Source organism: Chitinophaga fulva (assembly GCF_012927205.1).
Taxonomy (GTDB): domain Bacteria; phylum Bacteroidota; class Bacteroidia; order Chitinophagales; family Chitinophagaceae; genus Chitinophaga; species Chitinophaga fulva.
In genome coordinates this window covers 976,504-999,018 of sequence record NZ_JABBGC010000001.1, presented here as the reverse complement: position 1 = coordinate 999,018, position 22,515 = coordinate 976,504, and the positions used below count along the sequence as shown (strand labels likewise).

The following is a 22,515-nucleotide window of genomic DNA, read 5'->3' as shown; positions in this document are numbered from 1 at the left end:
TTATCTAAAAAGGTACAATCACCTTCGCACTGAAATTCCGCCCCATATTATAAATACCCTTCCGGCCATTGGGGGAAGCATTATAATACTCGAAGTATTTCAACCGGTTCATATTGGCCTGATAAGCCACGTCAAATACATTGTCCAGCTGGAAAAACAATTCCATCACCGTCTTTCCCTTCTTATTCACAATACCGGAACCGGCACCAACATTAATCAGCGTATAGCCGGCAGTGTAAGTCTCTGTATTATCTACACCATAAAAATGATTTTGTGCAGAGAAACGGTCCACCTCGGCCCGCACATAAGCTTTGGAGAACACGCCAAAGTTGCGGGATGCCATGGCCTTCACGGCTGAACGTATATGCAACGGCGGTATAAAGGGAAGGTAGCGGGCTGCATCGCCATGTAAGTCAATGAGTGCCTGGTTGCGGTTACGCCCTTCCGTATAGGCGGCACTGTTATCCATCGTCAACCAGGGCACAGTACGCGGATGCAGATTTACACTCACTTCTGCCCCATACAGCCGCGCACCGGATTGCTGGTAACGATACGTGGCATTGCCGGGCACTATCACCACCGGCTCGCCATTGGCATCATACAATCTTGCCTGGTAGATATAATTATCGATGTTATTATTAAACACTTCCACACTGATATCCAGATCGGGCAGATAAGCCAGGAAGCCCAGGTCCTGCTGGAGACTGAATTCCGGCTTAAACTCCCGGTTGCCCAGGTATACGATATGGGCGCCGGGGTCCAGCCCGTTGGAACCAATTTCTGTGATATTAGGCGCCCGATAGCCTCTGGCAATATTAGCTTTCAGCAACACGCGCTGGCTCAGGTTCCAGGTAACACCCAGACTACCGGAGATACCGGTGTAATTATGCCGGAAAGCAGGGAACTGCAACTTCGCACCGGCAGTATCGGGCAGCTCGTATTTTTTGTCGAATCCATTGTCTTTATTGGGGCCTACATAAAAATCATTCCATCGGATATTCCGGCTATCATAACGAAGACCACCGGAAATGTCCAGCTGACCAAGCGTTTTCTTAGCAAAGAAAAAACCGCCGATGTCAAACAGGTTGTAATCCGGAATGGGGAAGTCGGTGGCATTGCGGCTGCGGTTACGCTGATACATGCCATTCACGCCCACAGTAGTTTCTATGCCTGCGATAGCCGGCAGGTTGTAACGCAGATCATAATTGAGCGTGTTCAACACTACATATAGTCCCGGCTGGACCGCCATTTCCGGGTGGTTATATTCCCTGCGAATGCTCTGTTGCAAGCCCAGCAGGGAGTTCAGGTCTCCTTTGCCGAGCTGCCAGCGGGTACGGTTATATAACCGGTAATGTTGAATATGCTGATGTAACGGATTCAGGGTATAGGTGCGCAGCTCGTTGTCCGGTACGATGGGCCTGTCTTTGATATCATCGTCGGCATCTTTCACCTGCCGGGTAAATTTGCGCGTCAGTGAGTCCCGGCTGCCATCAGGGATTTCCTGTGTGTTATCATACAAACTGGCGCCCCACTGCGAATACCCCCAGGATTTGTCTACCCTGGCCAGCGCCGTCACGTTGTATTCGCGGAAAGCGGTGCCATACACAAAACCGTCGACTTTATTGCGGTAGTTGTGAGCGGTTTTCATGGTGCCCCGCAATACGTATTTCCAATCGTTTTTGCTGTAGGCCAGCCCCAGTGAAGAACCGATCATCCCGTTGTTGCTATGGTAGTCTGTCAGGAAATTGCCTTTGAGCTTGCCCGGTTCTGTTTCCGGGATATCCGGTATCATATTAATAACCCCGGCGAGCGCATCGGAGCCGTAAGTAAGACTGGCGGGTCCTTTCACCACTTCCGCTCTTGCTATGCCATATTGATCTACTTCGATACCATGTTCATCGCCCCATTGTTGCCCTTCCTGCCGTACGCCGTCGAAGAGCGTCAGCACACGGTTATATCCGAGGCCACGGATAAAAGGTTTGGAGATGTTAGGCCCCGTAGTAACAGCGCTCACGCCCGGTACGCCTTTTACAATAGCATCAATGATATTGCTGTTCACGTGCATGTTCATCTCTCTCTTACCTATAACGGCAATGGGTATAGGATTTTTGCGCACTGCGGTGGCGCGGGACACGCCAGTCACCACCACTTCATTCAGCTTAGACAGATCTTCTTCCAGGGTGATATCCAGTGTGACCGTCTGGTTGCCACGAATACTTTTTTTCAAAGTCATCGGTTGGTAACCGATCATGGATACTTTGACATCATATGTTCCCGGTTGTAAATTCCGGACAACGAACATTCCCTGTTGATCCGCCACAGCACCAGCTTTCAGCGCCGGTATAGCGATGTTTGCAAATTGTACCGGTTTGCCGTTGGCTGTAATTTTTCCCGTAATGGTCCCCTGTTGGGCGTGCGACGATAACATCAACAACAGGGCACCCAGTAGTGTAAATAAATATTTCATGTAAAATCTGACACTTGTAGGTAAAGCAGGCGCACGGGGTCCCGGGATAAGTGATGACACTTCCCCTCACGACTGCGGTTATTTTTTCACAAAACTATAACCTTATTTTACACTTGCCTTAATTATTATTTAGACTAACCTAAATTAAGGCTGATAAAATAAAACTGGGAGATGACTCAGCCGGTGACAGCACAAGCCGTACACGAGGGAACATGGTTATCAACCATATCGGGATATGTCCCATTGATACCACCAGCGGGGTTTACATTGCCGGAAAAGGGTCATGAAAAACATCTCCCTGCAAATAACGATTCACCTCAGTTTCAGTGCAGAGACAGCGGTCCAGCTCCGCTGTGATATTGACCTGGTCCATATCCTGTCCGATCAGTACCAGCTCATTGTAACGGTCGGCGAAGCGTTCATCCCATCGACTGGTGATCAGCTGGTACATTTCTTCATCGAGATTCCATTGCTGGCGGGGGATGGCGCACCACCAGTAACCGGCTTTCTCCGCCCGGAGGGAACCACCGGCCTGGCTCCAGTTGACCGCCAGTTTCGGCCGCGATGCCAGCCAGAACAGCCCTTTGCTGCGGATAATATTGCCCGGCCATTGTTCATGGAGATATTGCCAGAAACGTTCGGGATGAAAGGGTTTCCTGCTCCGGTATACAAAAGAGCTAATGCCATATTCTTCCGTTTCGGGTGTATGTTCCTGTTCCAGCTCCGCCTGCCAGCCGGCACTTTGCGAGGTTGTTTCAAAATCGAATAAACCGGTGTTCAGTATCTGATTCAGTGGCACCTGGCCGTTTACTGCATCTATGATCACGGCAGTGGCGTTGAGTTTGCGCAGGAGGGCTTTCAGATTCCCTAGTTGTTCCGGACTGACGAGGTCACATTTATTCAGCACAATCACATTGGCAAATTCCACCTGGTCCGTGAGCAGGTTCACGATTGCCCGCTGATCGGCAGCATCCGCTGTCAGGCCCTGGTCCTGCAGCAAGGCGACGCTGCTGTAATCACGCGTGAAGTTATAAGCGTCCACTACGGTCACCATGGTATCAAGGCGACTAACAGCGCTCAGGTCTATGCCATTGTTTTCATCCTGGTAACAGAATGTTTGCGCTACCGGAACTGGTTCAGAGATACCGGTGGATTCAATCAGCAGATAATCGAAGCGGTTTTCCCTTGCCAGCTGTTCCACTGCTATAAGCAGGTCATCGCGCAATGTGCAGCAGATGCAGCCGTTGCTCATTTCCACCAGTCGTTCTTCTGTCTTATGCAGGGTGTTTTCATTCTTCACCAGTTGAGCGTCAATATTCACTTCGCTCATATCATTAACGATGACGGCTACACGAAGATTTTCACGATTATGTAATACGTGATTCAGGAGCGTAGTTTTCCCTGCGCCGAGGAAACCACTCAGCACGGTAACAGGTAATTTTTTCATATGCTATTGTTAGTGATGCTTATGTACCCTGCAATACCGGCGATGACGCTGATTAAGCAGGTGTGCGCCTACGATAGCGGCGGCCCCGATGCATATCAGGGTATATTCCCAGGCAGCGGCCTCCGTCCAGAAGTGACCGCCCAGCAACAGGGCAAACCCTGAAATAAACAGCAACAGCGGCAACAGCCGGCGGTGGTGACGCAGGTATCCCTGGCCGAGGGCCAGTGCGCCTATTCCAAAGGAAAACAGCAACAGACAATATTCCAGGACTGTATTTTCCGTTATTTCCATTCCCAATAGCGGGAGAGCAGCAAACAATAAAGGCAACAGGGCACAATGTACCGCACAGATCATAGAAGCACCTATTCCTATCGTGTCCAGATTCATTCTTCTAAATATATTCTCCACCTTACCTGAATTTTGATCCTGTCGCAAAACTATGTAATTTTGCAACAATGTTGCAAATAAAAAACAGCATAGATTAAATATATCTTTTAAAGTAATTTCTAATTAATTGATTATCTATCTAAAACAGGGTAAAATAGCTTTACATGATTCGTGTCTGTCAAACAAGTGTTACCTTTGTGCATTGATTAATTTTTGACGTTAAACAGCGGGGATTTTTCACCTATGTCTAAGAAAGCGATCTTATATACTGTATTTTTCACCGTGCTGAGCCTCGGATTTCTGGGATATGCCGGTTATGTTATTAAAGGGGAAAGGGGTACTTTCCTGGGTAAGGAAAAATTACCGATTCTCGGCGCGCCAGGCCATACTGTTCAGGGTTTTTCCTTTACTGATCAGGACGGGCATACCAAAAGCAAGGCTGACGTGCAGGGCAAAATTTATGTAGCGGAATATTTTTTCACCACCTGTACCGGTATTTGTCCGAAGATGAATGCCAATATGGAAAAAGTATACGCAAAATATAAAGACAAACCGGACTTCCTGATCCTGTCTCATACGGTGGATCCGGAGCATGACAGCGTTCCGGTATTAAAAGCTTACGCCCAAAAACATGGTGCAGACTCCAAAAATTGGTGGTTCCTTACCGGTACTAAAAAAGAGCTGTATGCACTTGCCCGTCAGGGATATCTTGTGGATGACGGCACTTACACCGGTGACGAGGACTTTGTACACACCCAGTGGTTTGCGCTGGTAGATAAAGCCGGCCAGATACGCGGTCTGTACGAAGGCACCAAAAAACAGGACGTAGACAAACTGATTAACGATATTGACCGATTAATGGAAGAATAAAAGTTTTTTTCATCATGGGTACCAAACAACAAATAACAGAAAGAATTAGCGCCTTACTGCGGGACAGCAAATTGAGCATAACAGATACCAGAGTGAAAATTCTGGAGCTGTTCATGAGAAGTAACGGAGCACTTGAACACAGTGACTTTGAAAAACTCGCGGGCAAATCATTTGACCGTGTGACCGTATACCGTACCCTGCAGACATTTCTTGAAAAAGGAATTATCCATAAGATACCGACCACCGATACGTCTGTGCGTTATGCCGTATGCAAATCGGAATGTACAGAACATCATCATCATGATCATCACGTACATTTCAAGTGCGAAAACTGCGGTGCGACTACCTGCCTGGATGAAACCGATGTTCCCAGCATACAGCTGCCGAAAGGTTACGCCATGCACAATGTGGAAGTGGTAGTAAACGGCGTATGTAAATCCTGTAAATAATTCCGGTAATTTTTGATTTGCGATTTTTGATTTCGCAGCCCGATAAAAAGCGAAGACCAAAGCAATAGCTGCTTTGGTCTTCGCTTTTTTATTACCAGATTTTTTATTCGCGAAATCAAAAAATCGCCAATCAAAATACTTCTAAATTTTCGCTATCTCGTCTCTCATAAAATCAGCCAGCTCCTTGATGTATGCCGGAGACAAATCAAAGCGGATACCAGCAGCTTTATACAATTCAGGAAGTGTTTTAGTGTTTCCTAAACTTAACGCCTGTACGTAATTATCGAGCGCTGCTTGTTTGTTTTCCTTGAACTGTTTCCACATGGCGATAGCGCCCAGTTGAGCAATACCATATTCAATGTAATAGAAAGGCACTTCAAAGAGATGCAACTGACGTTGCCAGCTGGCAGCACGGTAGTCTTCATATCCACTCCAGTCTACTACAGCAGGGGAGAACTCGTTCAGTATTTCCAGCCATTTAGCGGTACGTTCTTCGGTAGTATGTTGCGGATGTTCGTATACCCAGTGTTGGAATTTATCGATCGTTGCAATCCACGGGAAAACGGTAACTGATCTTTCCAGCTGCTGAAGCCGTGCGCGACGTAACTCTTCTTTATCATCAAAGAAAATATCCAGGTACCCCATCGCCATCAGCTCCATGCTCATGCTGGCCACTTCAGCGATCTCCATTGGATACTCTTTAAAGGCGCTCAGCGACAGGTTATGGCTCAGGAAGGAATGAACAGCATGACCACCTTCGTGTACCATGGTGGTAACGTCGCCCATCTGGCCAGCCGCGTTCATGAAGATAAAAGGCACCCCGGTTTCAGGCAGCGGGCAGTTGTATCCTCCGGGAGCTTTACCGATACGGCTCTCCAGATCGAGACGGCCTATTTTTTTCATCACCCGCAGGCAATCACCAAAAAACGGTCCCAGCTGGTCGAAAATTTCAATTGTTTTAGTGATCAGCTCCTCACCAGTCTGGAAAGGTTCAAGCGGCTTTACACCCACTGGTTCAGCTTCTGTGTCCCATGGTCTCAGTTTATCCACTTTCAGTTTGGCCTGCTGTTTTTCCAGTATTTGTTGTACCAGCGGCAGGATATGTGTTTTTACTGCTTCATGGAACAGGAAACAATCTTCTTTGGTGTAATCAAAGCGGCCCAGTTCTACAAACTTGTAATCGCGGTAGTTAGCGAAGCCGGCGTTTTTAGCTACCAGGTCCCGTTTTTGTACGAGGCTGGTATACAGGTTATCCAGTGCTTCACGGTCCTGGAGGCGACGGGCAGCAGTTTTACCGAATACTTCCTCCCTCAGTGCGCGGTCTTCATTTTTCAGGAATTTTGCGGCCTGTTGCAACGTATATTCCTGTCCGTTAACCGTGATGGTCATCTTACCGGAAATAACGCCGTATTGTTGCCCTGTTACACTCAGTTCGGCCTGCAGGGGGATATTTTCCTCGCGGAAAAGTTTCACCTGTTTCTCTACATTACGGAGATAGGTTTTATACAGGCCCTGGTCCAGGTCCTTCAGGAAGGGGGTGTCCAGTAATTTTTTATTGAGTGCATCTGCGTAGGGTTGCAGGCGGGGCTGTATCTCCATGCAGAAGTAGGTGAAAGCATCTTCCAGTTCCTTGTTGGTCGTATCGCAGGTCATTTTGATCTGGCGCCAGCAGGCGTCTTCGCTAACCACGGCCTCCAGTTCACTGATATCTTTCAGCCATTGTTCCAGGTCTGCCACGCTGTTGATGTCTCTTTGCTGCAGTGCTTCATAGTATGGCTGCAGTGCGTCCCAGGTAGTCACTTCAAACGTTTCCGGCAGAAAGTGACGGGGAAGTTTTTTTATATCTGCGTTCATGTGCTGATGTTTTACTGAATTTTTCGGATTCGGAATTTAGTCAATTTCCCTCAATTCCTACAAATGAATCAGGCTTCCGTTACAGTGAAGTACTGTATGCGGAAGCCTGAGTTATTTTGTTATTTAGTTATTTGGTTATTTAGAAAGCCTTGCGCAGAAGCAGCTATGCTAAATATCAAAATATTCAAATAGCTAAATGCTAAACTATTCTTCTGTTTTTTTCTTGCGGGGTTTAGCCGCTTTTTTAGGTTCTTCACCTTCGGCAGCAGGAGCATCTTCTTTTTTAGCTTTTGCTTTCTTAGGTGCTTTTTCCTCTTCGCCTTCAGCTGCGGCAGCTTTTTTAGCGCGGGGCTTTTTAGGCTTTTCTTCTCCGGCAGCTTCTTCAGCAACAGGTTCAGCAGCTTTTTTCTTTTTAGCAGGAGCTGAAGCTTCTTCAGCTTCAACTGCCTCTTCCACTACCTCTTCACCTTCGGCCAGGATTTCCTCAAACTTCAGCAGATCGTTCGCTTTGAGGATACCAAACCATTTCACCATTTTCTTCATATCGCTCACATATACCCTTTCTTCATCGAATTCAGGATATACGCTCTTGAAATAAGCTTTGATCGCGTTATTGTCTGCTTTGCCGTCAATCAGCGGAAAAGCAGCCGCTTTTTCGTCCATGGCTTTGAATACTTCAGCCAGGTTTACATTTTCACCGGTAGTGAAAACTTCAATACTTTCCAGTGGAGTAAAATTATGCACGCGGGAAGATACAAACCTTGTGCTTTTATCTTCCAGTGACCTAACGATGGCGCCATCTTGTTTGCTGGCAATTAACTGAAACAAACCGCCCAATCCGGTTACTGCAACAATTTCTCTGTACTGCATGTTCTAATTTTTAGGAAGCGCAAATATAAATAATTATAATAGATTGCCCGCTGACAAATTTTCACCTTGAAAATGCCGTTAGCAAAGGGCTGGCATCAATTCAACTTTCGTGCCATGACCAGGGGCTGTTTCCAGCGTTTGACCCGGCCTTTGAGGTCAAATATTTCAATTAAAAATATATAAATACCTGGCGGCAAAAGTACTTTATTTTCTCCAAATCCATCCCAGTAGAGATTCCCTTTATTTCCCATCGTCATATTCCGCGCCAGATAGCGGACAGGGAGGCCATTGGCAGTGAAGACCGTTACATTGCCTACCCACTCCGCATTGGGAAGCGTCCATTGCAATATCGCGCGACTGCCTGATACAGCATCATCCGGACAAAACACTGCCGGTTCCAGCGTAACGCGGGCATTGTCCGCCATTTCGGGCCATGGATGTGAATTAGCATATCCAGGCGTGGCATAGCCTGCGGAAGCAGCCGCCGATATCCAATTGACGACATGGCCGCTGTCCCTGCGTTCCAGGGCCACGCCTTTCGGCTGGCCCATCAACGGAAAATGAAAATCCGACAGGTAGCGGACTTCATCCAGCACTGTGCTGTCGGCCAGCAACAACAGGCTCCCGCCCTCCGCAGGCATAGACGGCAGACCAGCGATTTCCTGTATGTTTTCCGGGCTGGCGCAACGGTAGTAACCGCACAGGCGGTCTGCCTCCGTGGTGACTGCCAGCCATTGCCCGGGCATCAGCAAGCGGCTGTTGGTAACTATTCTCTTTATGGGCCCCTGTTGTCCGTCTGCCTTTCTGGCGCAAAGAGAAATATTCCGCAGACTAATGGCGCGTGAACTGCGGTTATATAATTCTATAAACTCCGGTACACCAGTGGGTGGATCAAACAACAGTTCATTGATGACCAGATCCCCGGGAACCGGCGGCTGTGGCCGGAAAAACGGCAGGCCGTTTTTGATACCGCTCTCGTTTCCCGCGCAATCGGGAATACCATGCAGGACCACTATCCCCGAATCAACAGCCGATGCCAGCTGAAGGGCTACAATGTTAAACAACGGGGGCAGTACTGTCACAGCAGCCACCGGGGAAGAGCTCACCTGATAACCGGCCGGAGAGGCTGATTTCACACTATCAAGCGTTTTGCTGAAGTGAAGCAGCAGATGCAGGCTGTCGGGCATCTCTATAAAATAAAGGTCTGGCCGGGTATCGTCTGTTATACGCCGGGCCGCGGAATTATAGGCCCCTGGCGTACCTCCCGCCGGGGAGGAAGCAGCCGCCCAGTTTACTTTGCCGCTGCAGGGCTGCGACGGGTCCAGCATCTCAAGGCTGCGGCCCGCCCGGGAGGCCGTGGGCAATCCATACCAGGAAGGAGTATAAGCCACCGCATGCATCACTTCCCGGCGGTTGTTATACAGCACCACCAGCCCGGTATCATCAGGCAGCGCCGGAAACCGGTCCACCGGCAGCACATTGGGCACGGCAAACCCTGCTGCCAGCGAACAGAGCACCAACAGGCTATCCGGTTGCAACAAGCAGGATGGTAGTGTGACTTCCCGCTTGTTTACCGCCAGTGTCCAGCGCTGCAACTGAACAGCGTGGCTGCTTCTGTTGCGCAGCTCAATGTATTCAAAGGGCGGTAAACCTACTGCGGGAGCGGGTTTTATCATCATCTCGTGAATCACGACGTCATAAACAGGGGTATTGGCAGTGTCGCTGCTCAGCGCAACCTGCCACAGCAGGGCGATACAAACAATGGGCATACTCATGGTTCAAATGGGGGTTTAAGCCTCAAACATACAGGTAATCTGACAGTTGTATGTTAATGCCGTCTTAACACCGAATAAATACTTCCGATTGTTATGAAAAGCGGTGCGTATATATTAATTTTGGGACTCCAAAAATTAAAATGTAAAACAAAATGAAAGTTGCCGTAGTAGGAGCGACCGGTCTGGTAGGCTCAAAAATGTTACAGGTGTTGACAGAGCGGAATTTCCCTGTCACTGAATTGATTCCCGTGGCTTCTGAGAAGTCCGTAGGTAAGGAAGTAACATTTAAGGGTAAGACCTGGAAGGTGGTGAGCGCTGAGACGGCTATTTCCATGAAACCTAATGTGGCTATTTTCTCTGCTGGTGGCAGCACCTCTCTCGAGTGGGCGCCTAAATTCGCAGCAGCAGGCATTACCGTCATTGACAACTCCAGCGCCTGGAGAATGGACCCGGCTAAAAAACTGGTCGTTCCGGAAGTAAATGGTGATGCGCTCACACAGGAAGACAAAATCATTGCGAATCCTAACTGTTCTACCATACAGATGGTGCTGGTGTTGAAGCCCCTGCACGAAAAATACAAGATTAAAAGAGTGGTGGTATCTACTTACCAGTCTGTGACCGGTACCGGCGTAAAGGCTGTTACCCAGCTGATGAATGAAAGACAAGGCATCAGCGGGGAAATGGCATATGCTTATCCGATTGACCTGAACGTTATTCCTCAGATCGACGTATTTCTCGATAACGGCTATACGAAAGAGGAGATGAAGATGGTAAACGAGACCAAGAAAATTATGCGCGACGACAGCATCAAAGTAACGGCTACGACTGTACGTATTCCGGTAATGGGTGGTCATAGCGAGGCGGTGAACATCGAATTCGAAAATGATTATGATGTGAATGAGGTCCGTGCGCTGCTTTCCCAGACCCCTGGTGTAATAGTAGTAGATGATCCGTCTAAGGCGCAATACCCGATGCCGAAGGATGCACACGATAAAGATGAAGTGTTTGTAGGCCGTATCCGTCGTGATGAAACACAGCCGAACACTGTGAACATGTGGATTGTAGCTGACAACCTGCGCAAGGGTGCTGCAACAAATGCGGTGCAGATTGCAGAATATTTGCAACAAAAGAATTGGTTATAATCATACTGTCGTGCTATGTAATTGTGTGCCGTAATACACCCTAAACGTAGTCCCGCGTATGACTATACGAAAAATGAAATCATAACTCATTAAAAGCAAGCGTCTTATCGCTTGCTTTTTTTTGGATATTTCACAATAGTATAACACACAAAGTGTAAAAATTACACGGAAGTAGTATTGATTTGTGGCTTATAAAATCCAATTTTGATAACATAATCCTATGCCAACTAAGCTTTTTGCAAAAAGAGTAGTCCAATTTTAGAGAGATGCCGGATATTTTCGTTATTTTCTAATCAGAAAACACCCTTTAGTCCTATGAAAACCAACACCAATCGTGAGCTTTTGTTAATGCACAAGTTTACTGAAGAGTGGAGCACCAATTTTTCCTCACAGGTGTCCAGAATCATGAACATCGTGGACCAGCAGGACACACTGGATGGAATAATTCCTATCATCGAGGTGGCAAATGTTTACAATCAGCGGTTTGCCCACGCGCGTACAGACAAGGAGAATTTACTGAAGAACCGAAAAGCGCGTCCGTTTGAGTTTCTGATTCACAAAAACTAATCATTTAGTCATTTTTCCATTTTGTTATTTGGCTATTTAAAGCCTGTACCAGGGCCATCTACCCAATGCAATAGTTAAATAACAAAATGAAAAAATGACTAAATGGGTCAGTCCATTGCACGGTTAATGAATGCAATCAGCGGTTGCATGAGCGCAAATGTTTTTAAGATTTCCCGGACGAGTGATGGCTGTACACAAGCGTCATCCGTTACGGGGTGTGATACAATGAGGCTTTTTAATTTCAGGTAGGCTATAGCGGGATTATCGTTCTGATATCCCTGGGGCACCGTTTTGAGGGCATCGCCTTCTACCTTTCCGAAATGTTTGATAAAACCTTTATTGGCGATGATGCGTTCAAACTCTTCAAAGTTGTAGTCAATTTCCTGCCGCACTTTTTTCAGTTCAGGGGCAGGTGGCATCCAGAGGCCGCCGCCGGCGAAGCTATTGCCGCCCGGTTCCAGGTGAAAATAATACCCGGCAAGGGTAGACTTCTTTCCGCCAGCCTGAAAGGATGCGGCCATATTTATTTTGTAAGGTGTCTTATCTTTCGAAAATCTAACGTCTTTGTATATACGAAATACACAGTCCTTTAACTGTAGCCCGGCAAGCGTGGTATCTTGTTTGGCCATACCATCTATCAGTTGCTGGACCATGCTTTCAAAATCCGTCTTGGCGGTCAGATACTGATCCCGGTGTTCGTCGAACCAGACCTTGTTATTGTGCTGTTTCAGTGATTTCAGAAACTTCAACGTGGAAGGCTGTAACATTGTTTTTATTTTTTATAGCAAGATAATACATGCGGCTGACAAAATTTCCCCGGGCTGAAGCCTGGGGGCTACGATGTGTTTCAAATGTCGGACCAGGCGAAAACCAGAGGGTGCTTGAAATCCCGGGCTACTATGTAAAAGCGCAAAAGAGGCAGGCTTTTTAAGCCAACCTCCTTCACAGCAAGGGTTCCCCAGTCTCTCTTTCCTACAGTAGTCAGATTTTGGTTTTTAAAAGTGATAAACAGCAGCAAACAGTACATTTGCCGTAACACCAGTGGGCGCTCCACCTGATTTATTAAAAATATCCGCTGACGCTTTATCTACCCGGAATTCCGGTATAATGGTCAGGTTTCCTGCCTTATAATTAAGGGACAAGGTACCTGCTACCACGCTGCCTCCGCCCGGTACCGCGCCAAACACTTTCACGCCGTCTTTATCGCTGAAATATTCCCCGCGGAGCGTAAGCCCCACTTTGTGGGTGAAATCGCAATTCACATACAGGGCAGAGCCCCACCAGTTGGCATTGTTGCGGTCTTCTTTAGGCGCACGGGTATTCAGGTAAGTACTATAGGTGCCATTGTAACCCAATCCCAGCACATTATTTACCTGGTAGGTGGCTACCACATCTACCTGATGGTTCTGTACGCCCAGCGTATCTTTCCCTTCGAGATAGTTGAGATAAAGTTTGATGGGCGTTTCGGCCGGGGCAAAGCCCAGCTGTGCGCCTATATATTTATGACTGTTTAAGGTGACTGATTTGAGATCGGTAGGATTAAACACGCCTACCATCGCGCTCAGTGAAGAACTGAGGGTGATATCTGCTTTTACACCGGTATGAAAAAACGGTCCGTAGCTGAACATATAACTCATGCTATAGTTCCGGTTCAGGTAAGCATCTACCAGTTCATATCCTACGTGGGTAGCGTAACTGCCCAGGCTCAGCTTTACTTTCTCTGTCAGCTGATAGGACACATATAATTGTTTGATGGCCATCGACAGGCCGTTTGACGGTGACGGCGGTTCATTATAGGAGAATTCACCAGCCCTTTTTCCAAAGCCGAGATCGGCCACTATGCTACCTTTTTTAAATCCATGCTCCACTTTGAGCGAAACCATTCCCAGTTCAAAAGAGTTATGGGAATTGGTGAAACTGGTTTTATTGTCAGTATAATTACCGTTCAGGTTATATTTATAATAGACGTCCGCAGAACCTGAAATTTTGAATGCCGGTGCCGGCAGCGTGTCGGAGGATTGAGACCAGGCAACAAGGGTGTTACCCATAACAAATAAGGTCGTTAGCATTCGTTTCATGTACTTATAGTTTGGTTGATAAAAATGGTAAGCAATGATGCGGCCTTCTCCTGCGTATTGTTTTGGGGATGCGTGTGTGCGCGTGCTAATGCTACATAGTTAGGAATGGATAATTAAGAAAGCGTTTCACTATTTTACAGCATGCTATCTCATTAATTATCCATTCCAGATCTTTCAAACGATATTATCTATACGTCTTAATAAAATTGATAAAGGTCAGAATCGAACTCAAAGAACTTGCTATCACTGAGGGTCATTACTGGCGGTACTTTTCAGGAGTGCACCATTTCTTCTTCTTTGAGTGAGCCGTTGTCGGTAACACTCAGCATGGCAGGATGATAGTGTTCATTGTGCTGGGTCACGTCCAGGCCGAGCGCTTCTTCATCTTCAGATACCCTCAGCGGATGGATGAAGTTGATCAGTTTGAAGATCGCATAAGACACGGTGAAGCTGTAAGCCACTACGAGCAACAGTCCAAGCACCTGATTCCTGAACAGCTCGAAGTTGCCATAGAACCAGCCGTTGTTGCCACCTTCGTTGATCGCTTTGGTAGCGAAGATGCCGGTCAACAGCATGCCTACCATACCACCGAGGCCATGACAGGGGAATACGTCCAGTGTGTCGTCGATGCTGGTTTTTGATTTCCAGTGAACCGCCATGTTGGAAATGATGGCAGCGATGAAACCAATGAATATACTTTGCGGGATAGCAACATAACCGGCAGCTGGTGTAATGGCCACCAAACCTACCACTGCACCGATGCAGAAGCCAAGGGCCGACGGTTTTCTACCACGGATCACGTCAAAGAAAACCCAGGAGAGGCCAGCAGCAGCCGTAGCAGTATTGGTAGTAGCAAAAGCCGTAGCTGCCAGTGCATTAGCACCCAGTGCAGAACCAGCGTTGAAACCAAACCAGCCAAACCACAGCAGGCCGGTGCCTAACAGTACAAAGGGAATATTTGCCGGCTGCAGTTCCTTCTTTTCAATATGGTCCTTTCTGCGTTTCAGTACCAGCGCACCTGCGAGGGCTGCGCAACCAGCAGAGATATGCACTACTGTGCCACCGGCAAAGTCCAGTACGCCCAGTTTAAAAAGGATACCGTCCGGATGCCAGGTCCAGTGTGCAATAGGAGCATATACCAGGATGCTGAACAGCACCATGAACAGTACGTAAGAAGTAAAACGAATCCTTTCCGCTACAGCACCTACCACCAGTGCTGGTGTGATAATGGCGAACTTCATCTGGAAGAGCGCAAACAACAACAGCGGAATGGTGGGGGCCAGGCTCCAGGGAGCGCCGGAACCAACATGGTTAAACATAAAATAAGTAGCGGGAGAGCCGATAATGCCATGATAAGATTTTCCAAATGCCAGACTGAAACCAACCACTACCCATACCACACTGATCAACCCGGTGGCAATGAAGCTCTGCATCATGGTAGATATCACATTTTTCCGGTTCACCATGCCTCCATAAAAGAAGGAGAGGCCGGGCGTCATCAAAAATACCAGAGAAGATGCTACCAGGATCCAGGCGATGTCAGCCGTATTATACTTACTAACATCTGAAAAATTGGGGAGAGCTGGAATAAAAATTCCAATTATTGCTATTACCGCCAGGAAAATAAAGGGGAGGTAGTCTTGGAATGAACTTTTCTTCATAGCATTTGATTTTTAAATTTCTTAAATAAAAGTAGAGTTGAAATTTAAAACATCAAATAGAAGGGCTTAAAAATCGAATAATTTGAATTATCGCTATTAAAATTAGGATAAAGTCAATTATATAATATTAAATAATAATATCAATCTTTTATTTCGATGCTAAACAAGATATTTTGCAATCGATATCATAATTACAATTAATTAAAACTCAAGAAATTATAAATTGATTTGAAAGGCTTGCAATTTTTCCAATAAAATCAGGGAGAGATGTCACTGTAATCCGGGGCAACCTATTGCAGTCAACTGTTTATCAATTTTATACATATTTATAATATATCACTGGGAGTAAAATTTCCCAGAAATATATTATAAATAATTCTATATAATGTTTCTGAAATGAGAGACGATTTATTGTTTCATATCCTGTAATTCCCGCTCCATAGCAAACATCTGATCGCGTAAACGGGCAGCTTCCATAAAATCGAGATCTTTTGCCGCCTTTTCCATATCCTTCTTCACTTTCTGAATAGCCTTTTCCATCTGCGGGATCGTTTTGGCCGAAGCAGTCGTTTCTTTGGCCAATTGTACGGCATCTTCCGCCACCAGCGACACATCATGCACAGCATAAGGAGAGGACTCGTCAAAATGCTTGATTTCCAGCACAGACGTTTGTCCCAATATCTGCTCTTTGCTCTTACGTACCGTCCTGGGTGTGATATTGTGCTCCACATTGTAAGCCGCCTGTTTCTCCCGGCGGCGACTGGTTTCGTCAATGGTACGCTGCATACTATCTGTAATATGGTCTGCATAGAAGATCACCAGCCCATCCACGTTACGTGCTGCACGACCGGCCGTCTGCGTCAACGAACGCTCGTCACGCAGGAAGCCTTCTTTATCAGCATCCAAAATAGCTACCAGCGATACTTCCGGAAGGTCAAGCCCTTCCCTCAGCAGGTTCACGCCCACCAGTACATCGATATTGCCCAAACGCAGGTCACGCAGTATTTCGATACGCTCCAGGGTATCCACCTCAGAGTGAATGTAACGCGACTTAATATTGATACGTCCCAGGTATTTGTCCATCTCTTCGGCCATACGCTTGGTCAACGTAGTCACCAGCACACGGTCGCCTTTCAGCACCCTTTTATCTATTTCATCCAACAGATCGTCCACCTGGTTCACACTGGGCCGTATTTCAATGGGCGGCTCCAGCAGGCCGGTCGGACGTACCACCTGTTCCACCACAATGCCTTCTGTCTTCTTCAGCTCATAATCACCGGGAGTGGCGCTCACAAAAATGGCCTGGTTCACCATGTTCTCAAACTCATAGAAATTGAGCGGCCTGTTGTCCATCGCCGAAGGCAGGCGGAAACCGAATTCCACAAGGTTCAGCTTACGGGAACGGTCACCACCATACATACCACCAATTTGCGGGATGGTAACGTGGCTTTCATCGATCACCAACAGGAAGTCCTTCGGGAAATAATCCATCAGGCAGAATGGACGGGTACCAGGCTTACGACGGTCCAGAAAACGGGAATAGTTCTCAATACCGCTACAGTAACCCAGTTCACGGATCATCTCCACATCATAGTTCACTCTTTCTGACAATCGTTGCGCTTCTATCAGTTTCCCATTGGCTTTGAAATACTCCACCTGTGCATGCAGTTCATCCTGTATTTCGTAGATCACCTGCTGCATGATGTCTTTGGGCGCGAGGTACAGGTTGGCCGGGAAAATGGCCGCATTGTCCATCTTACCGATACGTTTCCCGTTCTGTACATCGAAGCTTTCTATTTCTTCAATCTCATCACCAAAGAAGGTAATGCGATAGCCATAATCCACATAAGGCAGGTTGATATCCACGGTATCACCCTGTACGCGGAAATTACCCCTGTTAAAATCGCCGGTGGTACGGCTGTACAGAGAATTCACCAGTCCGTGCAGGAAAGCGTTCCGGCTAAAGGTCTGTCCCTGATGGATACGGATAATCCCGTTTTCATATTCGGTAGGGTTACCCATACCGTAAATACAGGAAACGCTGGCCACCACAATAATATCGCGACGCCCGGAAAGCAGGTTGGATGTGGCTCTCAGTCGTAGCTTGTCCAATTCTTCATTGATGGCGAGGTCCTTTTCGATATAGGTATCGCTCACCGGCATATATGCTTCAGGCTGGTAATAATCATAGTAGGATACGAAGTACTCCACCGCATTCTCAGGAAAAAACTGTTTAAGTTCTCCATAGAGCTGGGCTACGAGGGTCTTGTTGTGGGTCAGCACCAGGGTAGGGCGCTGTACATTCTGGATTACGTTGGCCACAGTAAAGGTTTTACCCGATCCGGTCACCCCCAAAAGTGTTTGATATTGTTCACCCTCCTGTACTCCTTCCGTCAATTGTCTGATGGCTTCCGGCTGGTCACCAGCGGGAGCATAAGGCGCTTGTATCTTAAATGGCATATTGAAAATTTCATTTGAGCAGTATGTAAAAATACTAAAATGATACGTGTCAAAGTGTTAAAAAAAGAGCTTTACTTTTGCCCTTTCAATCACTGACTTACTCATGAGAAAAAAGATTCTGACAGGCCTGATTCTGGCCTTTTTATTCCCTTTAGCCAGCTTTGCCTGGGGGCCTAACGGGCACCGCATTGTAGCAGAGATTGCCTGGCAGCACCTGACCCCACAAGCTAAAAAAGCCGTGGCCAATATCCTGGGGCGTCAAAGCCTGCCTATGATCGCCAACTGGCCGGATTTCATCAAATCCGATACCACCCACCAGTACGACCATACCAATACCTGGCACTACCTCGATTTCCCGGCCAATGTCAGCCGCACAGAATTTGACAGCCTCCTGAAGGCTGCTACCGGTGAAAACCTGTACACCGAAACCCAGGCCATGATCCGTGACCTGAAAAACAAACAACTGGCTAAAGACAAGAAACTTTTCTCCCTTACTTTCCTCGTACACCTGATGGGCGACATGCACCAGCCGCTGCACGTTGGCCGTGATGAAGACATGGGCGGCAACAAAATCAATGTAATGTGGTTCAATCAGCCATCCAACCTGCACCGCGTATGGGACGAACAACTGATCGACTTTCAGCAGCTCAGCTATACTGAATACACCAAAGCCATCGACATTGCTACTCCTGCACGGGTGAAAGCCCTGCAAAGCGGCACTATCGCCGACTGGATGTTTGAATCCCACCTGCTGGCGGACAAAGTGTACGGTTATACCAAACCTGACTCCAAACTCAGCTACCGCTACAACTATGTGTTTGTAGAAGACATGAACAACCAGCTTTTGAAAGGTGGCCTGCGCCTTGCGACCATCCTGAATGGCATCTTCAAATAATTGCTCCCAGGGCTGAAGCCCTGGGCTATGATGTTAAAAAAGAGAGGCCAACCTAAAAAGGTTGGCCTCTCTTTTTATTATTTACCAGGTCTATACCAGGTCGATGTCGAAGTTTACCAGCTGAACAAACTGTTCCAGACGGGCATTCAGTTCTTCATGCGTTACTTCTTTCAGGCGGGAAGTACCAAATTTTTCCACGCAGAAGGAAGCCATAGCAGAACCTACGATGATCGCGGTCTTCATGTTTTCGAAGGAGATATCGCGGGTTTTAGCCAGGTAACCGATAAAACCACCAGCGAAGGTATCACCGGCGCCGGTTGGGTCGTATACATCATCTAACGGCATGGCAGGAGCGAAGAACACATGGTTTTCATGGAAAAGCAGCGCACCGTGTTCACCTTTTTTGATGATCAGGTAACGGGGGCCCATGGTCAGGATTTTTTTAGCTGCTTTCACCAGGGAGTATTCACCGCTCAGCTGACGCGCTTCGCTGTCGTTCACCATCAACAGGTCCACTTTCTTCAGCACTTTCAGCAGGTCTTCCATGGCTACTTCCATCCAGAAGTTCATGGTGTCCATCACGATCAGCTTAGGACGAACCGTCAGCTGGTCGATTACGCTCATCTGTACCTGCGGCGTGAGGTTGCCGAGAATGAGGAATTCGCTGCCCTGGTAGCTGTCCGGGATAACCGGATTGAAGTCCGCCAATACGTTCAGGTCAGTCACCAGCGAGTCGCGGGTGTTCATGTCCATGTGGTATTTACCGGACCAGTAGAAAGATTTTTCGCCTTTCTTCACCTGTACTCCGTCTAATGCCACACCTCTGGCAGTCAGCGCGTCCAGCTCAGTCTGTGGGAAATCTTCACCCACCACGGAAACCTGGTTAACCGGTTGTACAAAATTAGAGGCAGCCCATGCGATATAAGTGGCGGAACCGCCAATGATTTTTCCTGATTTACCAAAGGGCGTTTCAATTTCATCAAACGCCATTGTGCCTACGACTGTAAGAGCCATGTTATTTTCCTGAAGTTTATTAGTTTAAAATTTAATACAAAACCAGGCAAAGGTAACATCTTCCTGAGAAAGGAAAAAAGGTTAAATCTTTACCTGTTTCCATGTACCGCGGCGGAATAACAGCACTCCCGCTACAGCCATCATGGACTCAGCAATCGCGATAGCCCAGAAAACTCCTTGCGGCCCCCAATGGAGCCATATCGACAAGGAATAAGCCAGCGGCACCTGGAACATCCATAGCGCCACCAAATTGATCAGGGTAGGGGTGCGGGTATCACCAGCGCCGTTAAACGACTGGGTAATCACCATCCCGTAAGCATAAAACACGTATCCAAGGCTCATCAGGCGTAAACATTGTACTCCATAGGTGACTACATCAGCCTCCGGGGAGAATAGCTTTATGATCACCGGGGCGCCTGTCAGGAAAACAAGGCCCACCACCCCGAGGAAGACCATATTCAGGAAAGCCGCTCGCCACACCGATTTCTCCGCCCTGTCCGGCTGTTGGGCACCCAAATTCTGCCCCACCAGTGCCGCCGCCGCGTTGGCCATACCCCATGCCGGCAAAATCGTAAAAATTACGACCCTGATAGCGATCGTATAACCCGCCACGGCGTCTTTTCCGAAATAGGAAATAATCCGGACCAGAAAAATCCAGCTGGCAGAGGCGATCAGCATTTGTGCGGTACTGCCTGCAGCGAGCTTCAGGATAGACACAATCGTATTCCAGGCGGGTGCCAACTGCTCCTTTGTAATACGGATCAGGTCTTTTCCCCTTATCAGGTGATAAACCTGGTAACAAACACCTGTGCCACGGCCGATGAAAGTCGCCAATGCGGCTCCCTGCAGCCCCATCGCAGGTACCGGCCCCCAACCGTTGATCAGCAGCGGGCATAGTATAATATTCAACCCGTTGGCAAGCCACAGCGAACGCATGGCCAATGCAGCATCGCCAGCACCCCGGAAAATACCGTTGATCAGGAATAACAATACTATCACCAGGTTACCGGTCAACAGTATTTTCGTATAACCAGTACCGTAATCAGCCACTTCTACAGAAGCTCCCATCAGCAATAAAATATCACGGGAAAAAACAAAGCCGACAATACTGATGATCACCGACAGTACCAAGGCCACATACAGTGCCTGCATAGCAGCATGAGCAGCTTCTTCAGGGTTCTTTTCCCCGGTACGCCGCGCCACCACCGCAGTAGCGGCCATACTCAACCCCATGGCGCAGGTATAAACCAACGTCAATACAGATTCTGTTAGCCCAACAGTAGTAATGGCATTCACCCCCAGATGGCTGACAAAGAAAATGTCCACTACCGCAAACAGCGATTCCATGGCCATCTCCAGCACCATGGGAATAGCCAATAAAAATATAGCCCGGTTGATACTACCGGTTGTAAACTCTTTTTCTGTTCCGGCAACAGCTATACGAAACAGTTCAAAAAAATGAACTACGCGTACCTTTGCCCGTTTAAAGAAAGGCATGTCCAATATGTTAAAATGTAAACTTAGTGCCTGCAAGCAGCCACCATTAAAGATTCAAGAGCGGGGAATGATAAACACGGAAGGTCCGTGTTTAAATTAGTTTTTCATATGCTACCATTTTTACATCAGTACGATGTAAAACAAAAGTAGCCGTTTTTTTGAAAAGTGCAAATTCCGGGACTACAAGAAAACATTGTTGCAACTTCCACTTGACACTTTCAAAAAAAATACTATACCATAAAACCTAATACAGGAAAGACTTTCACAGCATACACAAGATATCTCTATATTATTTTTGCACAGCGGATGTAACATTTATTACTGCCTTCCGTTTAATATCGCAGTAGGCAGCGCGCTGAGCCTTTTAAGGAAACCAATAATTATAGTAAGGAAACCAAAAGTCAACTTAACCAAATTTAACTCTCGTAAAACAAACACCATGTTTATGCTTCATCAACACGCTCTCAAAGTGGGAGTCGTAGCTGCTACCGTATTGGGTATTGCCTTCACCTCCTGTAACAAGGACGACAATCCTGATCCTACACCCAAAACGCGCAGCACCTCTTATAATTTAGTGGGTACCGGTACTAACGCTGCCCGGATAACCGGCACTGTTTCGATTTATGAAAACACCGACAGTTCTATCAATGTAACATTAGTAATGTTGACTAACAAAAAGGACACGGTACACCAGGTGTATTTCCTTGGCGGTAACTACACTACACCTACAACTGATACACTGCAGGCCCTCGAAGCAAAAGGCAATGGTGCTGCACTGGCTGTGGAACTGTTCAAAAATGTAAATAAGATCACCTTACGGCAGGCTGCAGGCGCTACCAAAGAAATACCTTTCCGGTATAACGATGCTGTTGCTTATATAGGCCACCTCAAGGTAATACATAGCCGTTTCTCTAAGGATACCATTGGAATCGGCAATTTTGGTAAATCCAACTAAGTATTTATACCACTTAAAACTGTTCTGGTATAGAGTGATGAAAAAGAAATAGCCGGCATTACGCCGGCTATTCTCCTGTTTTTTATTAGGATATGGAAAAGTAATCCGGGACAGGTCCCGCTTACTT

General features: G+C 47.2%; 18 protein-coding genes. 6 read left to right on the top strand and 12 right to left on the bottom strand.

Features of this window, described 5'->3' with window-relative positions; translation table 11 throughout:
- Window positions 1-4: 4 nt before the first annotated feature.
- The 3 genes from HHL17_RS04255 to HHL17_RS04245 all read right to left on the bottom strand — a co-directional run bounded on the left by HHL17_RS04255 (window position 5) and on the right by HHL17_RS04245 (window position 4,322).
- Window positions 5-2,467 (bottom strand): TonB-dependent receptor, encoded by a 2,463-nt coding sequence (locus HHL17_RS04255; RefSeq protein ID WP_169223531.1) that lies wholly within the window; start codon window positions 2,465-2,467, stop codon window positions 5-7.
- A gap of 262 nt (window positions 2,468-2,729) precedes the next feature.
- Entirely contained in the window at window positions 2,730-3,914 is a 1,185-nt protein-coding gene (locus tag HHL17_RS04250; RefSeq protein WP_169223530.1) for a GTP-binding protein, read from the bottom strand.
- 9 nt (window positions 3,915-3,923) lie between these two features.
- On the bottom strand, window positions 3,924-4,322 hold the full coding sequence (locus tag HHL17_RS04245) for a MerC domain-containing protein (protein ID WP_169223529.1): 399 nt from the start codon (window positions 4,320-4,322) through the stop codon (window positions 3,924-3,926).
- 222 nt (window positions 4,323-4,544) lie between these two features.
- On the opposite strand from HHL17_RS04245, the gene HHL17_RS04240 reads away from it, so the two are divergent.
- Window positions 4,545-5,171: an SCO family protein gene (locus HHL17_RS04240; protein ID WP_169223528.1), complete on the top strand. Its 627-nt coding sequence runs from the start codon at window positions 4,545-4,547 to the stop codon at window positions 5,169-5,171.
- 14 nt (window positions 5,172-5,185) lie between these two features.
- Window positions 5,186-5,620, top strand: a complete 435-nt coding sequence (locus HHL17_RS04235; RefSeq protein WP_169223527.1) for a Fur family transcriptional regulator — start codon at window positions 5,186-5,188, stop codon at window positions 5,618-5,620.
- Between the two features lie 141 nt (window positions 5,621-5,761).
- Here the strand turns inward: HHL17_RS04235 and HHL17_RS04230 are convergent, their stop codons facing one another.
- From HHL17_RS04230 to HHL17_RS04220, 3 genes are all read right to left on the bottom strand, one after another.
- Window positions 5,762-7,474, bottom strand: a complete 1,713-nt coding sequence (locus HHL17_RS04230) for a M3 family oligoendopeptidase (protein WP_169223526.1) — start codon at window positions 7,472-7,474, stop codon at window positions 5,762-5,764.
- A 204-nt stretch (window positions 7,475-7,678) separates the two neighbouring features.
- Window positions 7,679-8,344 (bottom strand): DUF5606 family protein, encoded by a 666-nt coding sequence (locus HHL17_RS04225; RefSeq protein ID WP_169223525.1) that lies wholly within the window; start codon window positions 8,342-8,344, stop codon window positions 7,679-7,681.
- Window positions 8,345-8,439: 95 nt separating this feature from the next.
- On the bottom strand, window positions 8,440-10,119 hold the full coding sequence (locus tag HHL17_RS04220; protein ID WP_169223524.1) for a lamin tail domain-containing protein: 1,680 nt from the start codon (window positions 10,117-10,119) through the stop codon (window positions 8,440-8,442).
- Between the two features lie 152 nt (window positions 10,120-10,271).
- Here HHL17_RS04220 and HHL17_RS04215 point away from each other — a divergent pair, with 152 nt between their 5' ends.
- Both HHL17_RS04215 and HHL17_RS04210 read left to right on the top strand, forming a co-directional pair.
- Window positions 10,272-11,261, top strand: a complete 990-nt coding sequence (locus HHL17_RS04215; protein ID WP_169223523.1) for an aspartate-semialdehyde dehydrogenase — start codon at window positions 10,272-10,274, stop codon at window positions 11,259-11,261.
- Between the two features lie 348 nt (window positions 11,262-11,609).
- Window positions 11,610-11,828 carry a hypothetical protein gene (locus tag HHL17_RS04210; protein WP_127042883.1) on the top strand — a complete coding sequence of 73 codons (219 nt, stop codon included), beginning with the start codon at window positions 11,610-11,612 and terminating at the stop codon, window positions 11,826-11,828.
- 107 nt (window positions 11,829-11,935) lie between these two features.
- Here the strand turns inward: HHL17_RS04210 and HHL17_RS04205 are convergent, their stop codons facing one another.
- From HHL17_RS04205 to uvrB, 4 genes are all read right to left on the bottom strand, one after another.
- A complete protein-coding gene (locus tag HHL17_RS04205; RefSeq protein WP_169223522.1) occupies window positions 11,936-12,595 on the bottom strand; it encodes a DUF2461 domain-containing protein in 660 nt (219 codons plus the stop codon).
- Between the two features lie 228 nt (window positions 12,596-12,823).
- Window positions 12,824-13,906 (bottom strand): porin, encoded by a 1,083-nt coding sequence (locus HHL17_RS04200; RefSeq protein WP_169223521.1) that lies wholly within the window; start codon window positions 13,904-13,906, stop codon window positions 12,824-12,826.
- Window positions 13,907-14,178: 272 nt separating this feature from the next.
- On the bottom strand, window positions 14,179-15,567 hold the full coding sequence (locus HHL17_RS04195) for an ammonium transporter (protein ID WP_169223520.1): 1,389 nt from the start codon (window positions 15,565-15,567) through the stop codon (window positions 14,179-14,181).
- A 408-nt stretch (window positions 15,568-15,975) separates the two neighbouring features.
- Complete coding sequence (gene uvrB, locus HHL17_RS04190) at window positions 15,976-18,027, bottom strand: excinuclease ABC subunit UvrB (RefSeq protein ID WP_169223519.1); 2,052 nt, start codon at window positions 18,025-18,027, stop codon at window positions 15,976-15,978.
- A 103-nt stretch (window positions 18,028-18,130) separates the two neighbouring features.
- Here uvrB and HHL17_RS04185 point away from each other — a divergent pair, with 103 nt between their 5' ends.
- Window positions 18,131-18,922: a S1/P1 nuclease gene (locus HHL17_RS04185; RefSeq protein WP_240975082.1), complete on the top strand. Its 792-nt coding sequence runs from the start codon at window positions 18,131-18,133 to the stop codon at window positions 18,920-18,922.
- A gap of 90 nt (window positions 18,923-19,012) precedes the next feature.
- Here the strand turns inward: HHL17_RS04185 and HHL17_RS04180 are convergent, their stop codons facing one another.
- Together HHL17_RS04180 and HHL17_RS04175 are read right to left on the bottom strand one after the other, a co-directional pair.
- Window positions 19,013-19,936: a PfkB family carbohydrate kinase gene (locus tag HHL17_RS04180; RefSeq protein WP_169223518.1), complete on the bottom strand. Its 924-nt coding sequence runs from the start codon at window positions 19,934-19,936 to the stop codon at window positions 19,013-19,015.
- Window positions 19,937-20,017: 81 nt separating this feature from the next.
- Entirely contained in the window at window positions 20,018-21,433 is a 1,416-nt protein-coding gene (locus HHL17_RS04175) for an MATE family efflux transporter (RefSeq protein WP_169223517.1), read from the bottom strand.
- Between the two features lie 445 nt (window positions 21,434-21,878).
- On the opposite strand from HHL17_RS04175, the gene HHL17_RS04170 reads away from it, so the two are divergent.
- Complete coding sequence (locus HHL17_RS04170) at window positions 21,879-22,388, top strand: hypothetical protein (protein WP_169223516.1); 510 nt, start codon at window positions 21,879-21,881, stop codon at window positions 22,386-22,388.
- The last annotated feature ends 127 nt before the right edge of the window (window positions 22,389-22,515 follow it).